Below are 9,865 nucleotides of genomic sequence, written 5' to 3'. Positions count from 1 at the left end.
CCGGGGCCCTCGAGCCCGGTGGCCCGGGGGGCATTGCCGCCCTGGCTCCCCCGCAGGGTTGACTTCCATGCAGGGGAGGGCGGTTCAAACGATGTGTCCAGGGGATGGGCGCGCTAGAACATTCACCTACGAATGGCAGAGACCTTGTTCGAGGAGTTGAAAAGATACGTGGGCTTCGGGGCGGACGACGAGCAGTCGCTCCGGTCCTTGCATGAGCTGGCCCGGCAGGAGTTCCCGGCCATCTCGGAGGTCTTCTACGACCACATCCTGCAGCACGAGGGCGCGCGCAGCGCCCTGGCCGGTGAGAGCCAGGTGGGCCACCTGAAGGTGACGCTGGTGGCCTGGATGGAGCAGCTGCTGCGCGGGCCCTGGGACGAGGAGTACTTCCTGCTGCGCTGCCGCATCGGCCGCATGCACGTGCGCATCTCGCTGCCCCAGCACTACATGTTCGGCGCGATGAACATCCTCCGGCAGGAGCTCAACCGCATCATCGACCAGCGCTATGTCCAGCAGCCCGCGCGGCTGTTCGCCGCGCGGATGGCGCTCGGGAAGATCCTCGATCTCGAGCTGGCCATCATGCTGCACACCTACCGGGAGGATCTGCTCGCCCAGCAGGCGCGCAGCGAGCGGCTGTCCACCTTCGGCCAGCTGGTGGGCTCCATCGGGCACGAGCTGCGCAATCCGCTGGGCGTCATCGAGACGTCGCTCTTCATCCTCAAGGGCCGGCCCCTGGCCACCGACGAGCGCGCCGCCAAGCACCTGGGGCGCATTGGCGAGCAGGTGACGCTGGCCAACCGGATCGTCACGGACCTGCTGGACATGATCCGCGACCGGCCGCTCAAGCGCGAGCCGTTGCGGCTCGACGAGGTGTGGAAGGACGCGCTCACCTCGGTGCATGCGCCGGAGGCCGTGTCCATCCGCGCCGAGGGGCTGGAGGGACTCCCCTCGCTCCAGGGCGATCCCGGGCAGATGCGCCAGGTCTTCGTCAACCTGCTGGAGAACGCGGTGCAGGCCGTGGGGGAGAAGGGGGAGGTGGTGCTATCGGCCTCGGCGGGCCCGGAGAAGGTGGAGCTGGTGCTGGAGGACACGGGGCCCGGTGTCAGCGACGCCATCCGGCGCCGCATCTTCGAGCCGTTGATGACCACCAAGGCGCGAGGCATCGGCCTGGGGTTGCCGCTCGTCAAGCGCATCATCGAGCGGCACGGTGGCTCCATCGCCTACGCTCCTCGCGAGGGCCGTGGCGCGCGCTTCGTCCTCCGGCTTCCTTTCCAACCCTCCACCCCCTAGGCGACGGAATGAGGAAATACCTGTTGCTGGATGACAACGAGGCCTTCGCGGAGAACCTCGCGGAAATCCTCCGGGACGGGGGAGACGAGGCCACCGTGGTGACGGAGGGCGCGCGGGCCCTGGAGCTGGCGCGCGCCCAGCGCTTCGACGTGCTCCTCACCGACATGAAGATGCCCGGCATGAGCGGGGCGGCGGCGGTGCATCGCATCCGCCAGGTGGATCCGGAGCTCGCCGCCGTGGTCATCACCGCCTACCCCGGCGAGGACGACCTGGAGACGGCCCGGCGCGAGGGGTTGCTCGCGGTGCTGCCCAAGCCGGTGCCCATCCCCATGCTCGTGTCGCTGCTGTCCGAGGCACGCCGGGATGGCCTGGTGGCGCTCGTCGAGGACGATCTGGCCCTCAGCGACAACCTCACCGAGGTGTTGCGCGCACGCGGCTTCTCGTGCGTCACCGCGCGCTCGGTGCTGGACACGGAGTATCTGGCCGCCGTGCGGCCCTTCGTGGCGCTGGTGGACCTGCGGCTGCCGGGGGGCCCGGATGGGGAGGCCCTGCGCCGGCTGCGCGAGCGCTTCCCGGACCTGCCGGTCTTCGTGATGACGGCCTACCCGGAGGCGCTCCCGGCCATGGCCATGCCGGCGCACACGGACATCTTCTCCAAACCCTTCGACACGGCCGGGCTGCTGGATGTGCTGGAGCGCGTCCACGCCTCACGCCGGCAGAGGACCTCATGAGTCCCTCCCTCGCCAGGCGTCCCACCGTGCTCGTCGTCGACGACAACGCGGCCTTTCTCGACAACCTCCAGGAGTTGCTCGGTGACGCGGGCTACCAGGTCCACGGCGCGAGCAGTTGCCGCGAGGCCCGTGAGCGTGCCCGCGAGGGCTTCGACGTGGCGCTGGTGGATCTGCGGCTGCCGGACGGGGACGGGACGGCGCTCGCCCGGGAGCTGAAGGAGAAGGTGCCCGAGTCCGAGGTGGTGCTGCTCACCGGTTTCGCCACGCTGGAGACGGCCGTGGCGGCGGTGCGCGCGGGGGCCTGCGCCTACCTGATGAAGCCGTGCGCGCCCAACGAATTGCTCCTCACGCTGGAGCAGGCCATGCGTCAGGTGCGCCTGCACGAGGAGAAACGCGAGCTGGCGCGCCGGGCCCAGGTGACGGAGAAGCTCGCCGCGGTGGGCACCATGACGGCCGGGCTCTCGCATGAGATCCGCAACCCGCTCAACGCGGCGGCCCTGCAGTTGTCGGTGCTGGAGCGGCGGGTCCGCCGGCTCTCCGAGGATCAGCAGTCCCCGCTGCTGGAGCCGTTGCGGCTGGTGCGCGATGAAATCCGCCGGTTGGATCACATCCTCGAGGACTTCCTCCAGTTCGCGCGGCCGCGGGAGTTCCGCCCGGAGCCGGTGGAGGTGAAGCCGCTGTTGCGTCGCGTGGTGGATCTGCTCGCCGGCCAGGCGGAGTCGCGTCGGGTGCGGCTGGTGCTGGCGGGCGACGGGGGCGAATCGGTGTCCCCCATCCAGGGGGAGGAGGAGCGGTTGCGCCAGGTGCTCATCAACCTGGCCCTCAACGCGCTGGAGGCCACGCCGGCCGACGGGCTCGTCCGGGTCTCCGCGGAGCGCGAGGGCGACCGGGTGTTGATCCTCGTGGACGACACGGGCCCGGGCGTGCCCCTGGAGATTCGCGACCGGCTCTTCGAGCCCTTCTTCACCACCAAGGCCCAGGGGTCCGGCCTGGGCCTGTCCATCGTCCACGCCATCGTGACGCAGCACGGTGGCACGCTGGAGGTGGGCAGCTCGCCGGAGGGTGGGGCGCGCTTCTTCCTGCGCTTGCCCCTGGTCCGTTGAGCTACTCGGAGGCCGCCTCGGTCTCCGGGTTCTCCTCCTCGGTGTCGCTGCCCGTCGCGGGCTTGCCGGTGCCGTACTCCTTCAGCCGGTACTGCACCTTGCGCACGCTGATGCCGAGGATCTCCGCGGCCCGCGTGGTGGAGCCCTGCACCATCTCCAGCGTGCGGAGGATGGCCTCGCGTTCGATCTGCGCCAGCGTGGCCCCTGGAATCAGGGACGAGGGCGAGGAGCCGGTGGGCCGGGGTCCCCGCAGCACGGGCGGCAGATCGTCCGTGGTCAGCTCGTTGCCGCCGGCCAGCACCACCGCGCGCTCGATGGCGTTCTCCAGCTCGCGGATGTTTCCGGGCCAGTCATACGCCAGCATCGCCTGCAGCGTGCCCGGCGCCAGCCCCCGCACTTCCTTCCCGTACGCGTCGCTGTACTTCTCCAGGAAGTGGCTCACCAGCGCGGGGATGTCGCTCTTGCGCTCGCGCAGCGACGGCAACGTCACCGCCACCACGTTCAACCGGTAGTACAGGTCCTCGCGGAACCTGCCCGCCTTCACCTCGGCCGCCAGGTCCCGGTGCGTGGCCGCGACGATGCGCACGTCCACCTTCAACGATTGCGTGCCGCCCACGCGCTCGAACTCGCGCTGTTGCAGCACGCGCAGCAGCTTCACCTGCACCGCCGGGGAGATCTCTCCGATCTCATCCAGGAAGAGGGTGCCCCCGTCGGCCAGCTCGAAGCGGCCCTCCTTGCGGGCCACCGCGCCGGTGAAGGCGCCCTTCTCGTGGCCGAACAGCTCGCTCTCCAGCAGGTTCTCGGAGAGCGCGGCGCAGTGCACCTTCACGAAGGGCTTGTCGCGCCGCTGCGACTCCTGGTGGATGGCCTGGGCGATCAGCTCCTTGCCCGTGCCGGACTCGCCGAGGATGAGCACCGTGGCGCGCGTGGACGCCGCCCGCCGCACCACCTCGTAGACGCCCTGGAGCTGCGGCGCCTCGCCGATGATGTTGTGGAAGCGCGTGCGCTGGCGCACCTGCTCGCGCAGCGTCTCCGCCTCGCGCTTCAGGGCCCGCTTCTCCAGCGCCTTGCTCAACACCACCAGCACGGCGTTGGCGTCCAGCGGCTTGACCAGGTAGTTCTCGGCGCCGGCACGCATGGCCTCCACGGCCGTCTCCACGCTGGCGAAGGCCGTCATCACGATGAACGTGGCGTCCGAGCCCTGCTCCCGCGCCTTCTGCAGGAAGGTGAGCCCGTCCATCTTCGGCATGCGCACATCCGTCAGCACGATGGCGGGCGAGAAGTCGGAGAGGCGGGCGAGCCCCTCTTCTCCGTTGGAGGCCTCCGTCACCTCGTAGCCCTCTTCACCGAGGATGGTGGCGATGGCGCGGCGGGCATTGCCCTCGTCGTCGACGACCAGGATGCGTTGAGCGGACATGGTGTGGACCGTAACAAGCAATCGCCCCGGAGGGGGCGGGTTCCTACACGGTGAGCAACCATGCCCCGCACGTCACGTCAAGGTTCATAACCGGCCGCTCGTCCGCTCTCCCACCACCGCCAGGTCTGCCGGTGACGGCGATCCTCCTCGAGCGCCGCCGCGTGCTGCTCGTCCCACGTGTCGATGATGGGCTCGATGCGGGGTGTGAGCCTCAGCATGGAGCTGGGAAAACAACGCTCCGGGAGCGCCTCGAAGATGCCCCGCGCGAGGCTCGCGTCGTGCTCACTCCGGACGGCCACGTGGGGGCGGACGATCAGGTCCGTGTAGTGGGGAAGCCCATCCGGACCGTCCGCCCGGCGGGCCACGGCGGAGCTCTGGTAGAAAAGAACCTCCACACCCAGGGAACGCGCCTGCTCCAGGAAAGCCCAGAGGGTTCGCCCCTCCACGGCGCCGACCAGCAGGGTCTCGGGATTCCATTGGCCCTCGTTCCAGGGTCCCTCCGGGTCCCCCGTCCCTCCCAGCGGGATGGCGGAGGCCCGGTCTCCGGAGAGCAGCGCCCCACAGCCGCGCTGCCATTGGAGCCGCGTCTCGAACTCCGTGATGGGAACGTATGTCACAGTGCACCTCCCGGGTGTCGTTCACTGGGATGAGACCTTCAAGGTGCGTGCCGTTTCCGCCCGGGCAGGGGAGGGAAGGCCCCTTCCCAGGTGGGATGGCGGGAGCCTGGATGCCCGCCTGCTCACTGCGGCCGGACGAGAAACACCGGCCTCGGGCTCGCCTGAAGCACCTCCTGGGCCACGGAGCCGAGCAGTGCCTTGGTGAGCCCCGAGCGCCCATGGGTGGCCAGGCAGATGACGTCGCAGCCGAGCCGCTCGGCCGCCTGGTGGATGGCCTCGGACACCTTCCGGCCGTGGACCACCTCCACCCGCGTGGTGATGCCCCGGACGGCCGCCTCGGGAGGGATGAGCCCCCGCAGCACCTCGGCCACGCGCTCCTGCTCGGGCGTGTGGACCGGGCCCTGGGGCGGGAGGTATTGCGCGGAGAGGGGCGGTGCACCGCCGGCGGGCTCCAGCACGTGCAGCAGGTAGACGGCGCCCCCGGCGGGAACGATGGAGTAGGCGTGGCGGATGGCGCTGATGCCCACCTCGGAGAGATCCGTGGGGGCCAGCACCCGGCGCACCTCGGGGATGGTGAGGGTGGACACCGCGCTGGCCGGCACGCACAGCACGGAGACGGGCGCGTCGTGGACGATGCGCTGCGACACCGAGCCGTACCACCACTTGCTCGCCCCGGTGCGCTGGTGGGTGCCCACCACGATGAGATCCGCTTCCTCCTTGCGCGCCAGCGCCACCAGCGATTCCGCGGGCCGGCTCAGGCCCGGATCCAGGTGCACCCAGACGGCCCCGGTGCCGGGCATGTCACCCAGGCGGGCCGTCAGGTCGCGCCGCAGGGCCTCCTCCACCTCGGGCGTCACCTCGGACTCGGGGGAGAGCGGGACGCCATAGCGCACGTGGGCATCCGCGCCCCAGTAGTGATGGGCGGCCACCACCTCGCAGCTGCCGAGCGTGCGCAGCTTGCGCACCCAGGCCACCGCCGCGTTGGAGGGGGGGGAGAAGTCCAGGCCCAGCAGGACGCGCAGGCTGCGTTCCCCGCGGGCCCAGGCCGCCAGGGGGACGCCGAGCGCAGGACGAGCACCGGGCACCGGGCCGACTGCACCACCCGCTCCGCCACGTTGCCGATGCGCCAGCGCGGGGCCCGCTGCCCATGGTGGGACACGATGATGAGCGAGGCGTGCACGACGGCCGCGTGCTCGACGAGCACCTCGTCCGGGGCGCCCTCCCGCAGGTGGACCTCCACCCGGATGTCTCCGGTGCGCAGCTCGGCGGCCTGCGCCTCCAGGCGCGCGAGCAGCTCACGGCGCAGGGTCTCATCGCTCGAGGCGGTACGGCCGACGCTGCCGTACTCGGTGACATGCACCAGGTGGAGCACCTCACCGGTCCGGTGGGCGAGCACCGCCGCGGCCCGCGCCGCGGTCATCGCCCGCTCCGAGAAATCCGTTCCGAAGACGATCGACATGGTGCTCCCCTCTGGCCCTGCTCGGGCCCTTGTGGCGCGGGTCAGGCTTCGTATTCGGCCGCGAGGCTGCGGCGATCCATGTCCTCGATGAGGTGCTGGGCGAAGCGGACCATGTCCGCCTCGGTGAGGATTCCGACGAGCGTGCCATCCGCCCCCACCACGGGCAGGCAGCCGAACTTGTTGTCCAGCATCATCTTCACCGCCTCGCGGCTGGACGTGTCCGGGCGCACCGTCTTCACGTCACGCACCATCACGTCCGAGGCCCACAGCGGCTGCTGGACCGGATCCGCTCCGCCGCACTTCGCCGCGGCGCGCAACAAATCCCGGTGGGTGACGAGTCCGACGAGCTTGCCCCCCCGCACCACGGGCAGGTGGCGGATGCGGTGCAGACGGAGCAACTCCTCCGCCATGGCCAGGTTCTGGGTCTCGGTGATCGTCACCAGGCTGCGGGTCATCAGCTCACCAACGGTCTGCATATACGTGGCTCCAGTCCTGAGAATCGTGGGTCTTGGTGGAAGCTATTGCAGGATCGGCTCCAGGGCGTGCTCTTTTGGAAGGTCGTCACGTTGGCAGCCGATGGCAGGGTCGTCCGGCGCAATGATTTCGTCCGGGCGGGGGCCCGCCGCAGATGCTGCGCATCCGGCCTCGTGCTGGCTGGTGGACAAGGGTCCCTCCAGGCGGTTGATACCCGGTCCCCCGGTGCGCTAGACCCTCGCCCTGACGCTAGGGGTGCCCCGGGTAAGGGGCTGAGACGGCCGTGATGCGGCCAACCCTTTGAACCTGAACCGGTTAGGACCGGCGGAGGGAAGCGGCGGGCGCCCCACGCCTCGCCTGTCCCTTCCGTGCACGGAGGAGAGAGACGTGAGCGGAGCCTCGAAGAGCCTCAAGGTGGATGGCAAGGTATTGGAGGGCATTACCCAGGGGCCCCTGCCGGCCTCGCGCAAGGTGTACGTGCCCGGCGTGCGGTACCCGGACGTCCGCGTGCCCATGCGGGAGATCAGCCAGACGCCTACCCGGCATGGTCACGGGCCGGACGCGAAGGTGACGCCCAACCCCTCCATCTTCGTCTACGACTCGAGCGGCCCGTACACGGATCCCGGCGCTTCCATCGACCTGCGCGCGGGGCTGCCCCCGGTGCGCTCCGAGTGGATCCGCCGCCGCGGGGACGTGGAGGAGCTGGCCGGCATCACCTCCGAGTATGGCCGCGCCCGGGAGGCGGATCCGCGCCTGGCGGGGCTGCGCTTCGGCCACCGCCGCAAGCCGCTGGTGGCGAAGCCGGGCGGCAACGTCACCCAGTTGCACTACGCCCGCAAGGGCATCATCACCCCCGAGATGGAGTACGTGGCCCTCCGCGAGAACCTCAAGCGCGAGGCCGCGGCCGCCGAGCTCTCCCGGCAGCATCCGGGCCAGTCCTGGGGCGCGGCGATTCCCCGGGAGATCACCCCCGAGTTCGTCCGGGACGAGGTGGCGCGAGGCCGGGCCATCATCCCGGCCAACATCAACCACCCGGAGCTGGAGCCGATGATCATCGGCCGCAACTTCCTGGTGAAGATCAACGCGAACCTCGGCAACTCGGCCGTCACGTCCTCCATCGAGGAGGAGGTGGAGAAGATGGTCTGGTCCATCCGCTGGGGCGCGGACACGGTGATGGACCTGTCCACCGGCCGCAACATCCACGAGACGCGCGAGTGGATCCTCCGCAACGCCCCGGTGCCCATCGGCACGGTGCCCATCTACCAGGCGCTGGAGAAGGTGGGCGGCAAGGCCGAGGAGCTCACCTGGGAAATCTACCGCGACACCCTCATCGAGCAGTGTGAGCAGGGCGTGGACTACTTCACCATCCACGCGGGCGTGTTGCTGCGCTACATCCCGCTCACGGCGAGGCGCGTCACGGGCATCGTCAGCCGCGGCGGCTCCATCCTGGCCAAGTGGTGCCTGGCCCACCACCAGGAGAACTTCCTCTATACGCACTTCGAGGAGATCTGCGAGATCCTCAAGGCGTACGACGTCAGCTTCAGCCTGGGGGACGGGCTGCGGCCGGGCTCCATCGCGGACGCCAATGACGCGGCGCAGTTCGGCGAGCTCGAGACGCTCGGCGAGCTGACGAAGATCGCCTGGAAGCACGACGTGCAGGTGATGATCGAGGGCCCGGGCCACGTGCCCATGCACCTCATCCAGGAGAACATGACGAAGCAGCTCGCGGTGTGCCACGAGGCGCCCTTCTACACACTGGGGCCCCTCACCATGGACATCGCCCCGGGGTACGATCATTTCACCAGCGGCATCGGCGCGGCGATGATCGGCTGGTTCGGCACGGCGATGCTCTGCTACGTCACGCCCAAGGAGCACCTGGGCCTGCCCAACCGGGATGACGTGAAGGAGGGCGTCATCACCTACAAGATCGCCGCCCACGCGGCGGATCTCGCCAAGGGGCACCCGGGCGCTCAAATCCGCGACAACGCCCTGTCCAAGGCCCGCTTCGAGTTCCGCTGGGAGGATCAGTTCAACCTCTCGTTGGACCCCGAGCGCGCCCGCGCCTTCCACGACGAGACCCTTCCCGCCGAGGGCGCCAAGGTGGCCCACTTCTGCTCCATGTGCGGCCCGCAGTTCTGCTCGATGAAGATCACCCAGGACGTGCGCGACTACGCGGAGAAGGTCGAGGCCGGCATGGCCGAGAAGAGCGAGGAGTTCAAGAAGACCGGCGGGGAGATCTACCGCTGATGTCCCGTTGACCTCAAAGGTCTCCTCCACCTACCCGATGCGAGGAACGTGACATCCCCCGGGGACTGGCGGAGAATGGGTCCTGAAGGGCACGGCTCCGTGCTCCTTCAGGACCCGAGGGGACCTCGCATGGAAATGCACCAGCAGCAGCGGGCTGATTCATTCATCACGGGTTCTCCAGCGCCCACGGCGGAGGAGCGGACGTGGGGCATGTTGGCGCACCTGAGCGCACCGGTGGCCGCGGTCCTGACGGTGTCGACGCTGTCCTTCCTCGGGCCGCTGCTCGTCCTGGCCTTCAAGAGCAAGGAGTCGGCCTGGGTCGAGGCGCACGCCAAGCGGGCCCTCAACTTCCACCTCGTGGTCTGTGCGGTGGTCTGGGCCTTCCTGGCCACGTGTTTCCTCAGCCCCGTGGGGGTCGGCGTGGCCCTCCTCGGCGCGCTGTTCAGCGTGGTGGCCGGGCTCCGGGCCAACGAGGGGTCCGTCTACCGCTACCCGATCGACGTCAAGATCGTGAAGTGACCGGGCCGCGG

Annotated in this window: 10 protein-coding genes and 1 riboswitch; of the genes, 5 read left to right on the top strand and 5 right to left on the bottom strand. The window is 69.7% G+C overall.

Going from position 1 to position 9,865, the window contains the following annotated elements; genetic code table 11:
- The first annotated feature begins 132 nt into the window (after positions 1-132).
- Genes Q664_RS20605 through Q664_RS20595 form a run of 3 tightly spaced genes read left to right on the top strand, consistent with a single transcriptional unit; the run spans position 133 to position 3,121 of the window.
- Complete coding sequence (locus Q664_RS20605; RefSeq protein WP_043398181.1) at positions 133-1,287, top strand: protoglobin domain-containing protein; 1,155 nt, start codon at positions 133-135, stop codon at positions 1,285-1,287.
- Positions 1,288-1,295: 8 nt separating this feature from the next.
- Complete coding sequence (locus Q664_RS20600; protein ID WP_043398179.1) at positions 1,296-2,018, top strand: response regulator; 723 nt, start codon at positions 1,296-1,298, stop codon at positions 2,016-2,018.
- Entirely contained in the window at positions 2,015-3,121 is a 1,107-nt protein-coding gene (locus Q664_RS20595) for a sensor histidine kinase (protein WP_043398176.1), read from the top strand. Before Q664_RS20600 ends, Q664_RS20595 begins: the two co-directional genes overlap by 4 nt.
- A 1-nt stretch (position 3,122) precedes the next feature.
- Here Q664_RS20595 and Q664_RS20590 read toward each other — a convergent pair whose 3' ends face one another.
- From Q664_RS20590 to Q664_RS20575, 5 genes are all read right to left on the bottom strand, one after another.
- Entirely contained in the window at positions 3,123-4,538 is a 1,416-nt protein-coding gene (locus tag Q664_RS20590; protein WP_043398173.1) for a sigma-54-dependent transcriptional regulator, read from the bottom strand.
- A 77-nt stretch (positions 4,539-4,615) separates the two neighbouring features.
- A complete protein-coding gene (locus tag Q664_RS20585; RefSeq protein WP_063934727.1) occupies positions 4,616-5,155 on the bottom strand; it encodes an OsmC family protein in 540 nt (179 codons plus the stop codon).
- Positions 5,156-5,277: 122 nt separating this feature from the next.
- Positions 5,278-6,120, bottom strand: coding sequence for a universal stress protein (locus tag Q664_RS20580; RefSeq protein ID WP_152622235.1), 843 nt, complete (start codon positions 6,118-6,120; stop codon positions 5,278-5,280).
- Entirely contained in the window at positions 6,009-6,614 is a 606-nt protein-coding gene (locus tag Q664_RS61050) for a universal stress protein (protein ID WP_075207475.1), read from the bottom strand. The genes Q664_RS20580 and Q664_RS61050 overlap by 112 nt, the downstream gene beginning before the upstream one ends.
- Before the next feature lie 41 nt (positions 6,615-6,655).
- Positions 6,656-7,090: a CBS domain-containing protein gene (locus Q664_RS20575; RefSeq protein ID WP_043398167.1), complete on the bottom strand. Its 435-nt coding sequence runs from the start codon at positions 7,088-7,090 to the stop codon at positions 6,656-6,658.
- A 239-nt stretch (positions 7,091-7,329) separates the two neighbouring features.
- A riboswitch (TPP riboswitch) is annotated at positions 7,330-7,438 on the top strand.
- Between the two features lie 37 nt (positions 7,439-7,475).
- On the opposite strand from Q664_RS20575, the gene thiC reads away from it, so the two are divergent.
- Both thiC and Q664_RS20565 read left to right on the top strand, forming a co-directional pair.
- Positions 7,476-9,335: a phosphomethylpyrimidine synthase ThiC gene (gene thiC / locus Q664_RS20570; RefSeq protein ID WP_043398164.1), complete on the top strand. Its 1,860-nt coding sequence runs from the start codon at positions 7,476-7,478 to the stop codon at positions 9,333-9,335.
- Positions 9,336-9,464: 129 nt separating this feature from the next.
- A complete protein-coding gene (locus Q664_RS20565; RefSeq protein WP_235216790.1) occupies positions 9,465-9,854 on the top strand; it encodes a DUF4870 domain-containing protein in 390 nt (129 codons plus the stop codon).
- Positions 9,855-9,865 lie beyond the last annotated feature (11 nt).

Origin of the sequence: Archangium violaceum Cb vi76, assembly GCF_000733295.1 — a bacterium.
Taxonomy (GTDB): domain Bacteria; phylum Myxococcota; class Myxococcia; order Myxococcales; family Myxococcaceae; genus Archangium; species Archangium violaceum.
The sequence above is the reverse complement of the archived record's forward strand: the minus strand, read 5'-3'. Positions and strand labels throughout refer to the sequence as shown.

Coding starts and splice junctions, on each gene's coding strand:
- Q664_RS20605 (WP_043398181.1), top strand. CDS start 133: ATGGCAGAGACCTTGTTCGAGGAGTTGAAAAGATACGTGGGCTTCGGG.
- Q664_RS20600 (WP_043398179.1), top strand. CDS start 1,296: ATGAGGAAATACCTGTTGCTGGATGACAACGAGGCCTTCGCGGAGAAC.
- Q664_RS20595 (WP_043398176.1), top strand. CDS start 2,015: ATGAGTCCCTCCCTCGCCAGGCGTCCCACCGTGCTCGTCGTCGACGAC.
- Q664_RS20590 (WP_043398173.1), bottom strand. CDS start 4,538: ATGTCCGCTCAACGCATCCTGGTCGTCGACGACGAGGGCAATGCCCGC.
- Q664_RS61050 (WP_075207475.1), bottom strand. CDS start 6,614: ATGTCGATCGTCTTCGGAACGGATTTCTCGGAGCGGGCGATGACCGCG.
- Q664_RS20575 (WP_043398167.1), bottom strand. CDS start 7,090: ATGCAGACCGTTGGTGAGCTGATGACCCGCAGCCTGGTGACGATCACC.
- Q664_RS20565 (WP_235216790.1), top strand. CDS start 9,465: ATGGAAATGCACCAGCAGCAGCGGGCTGATTCATTCATCACGGGTTCT.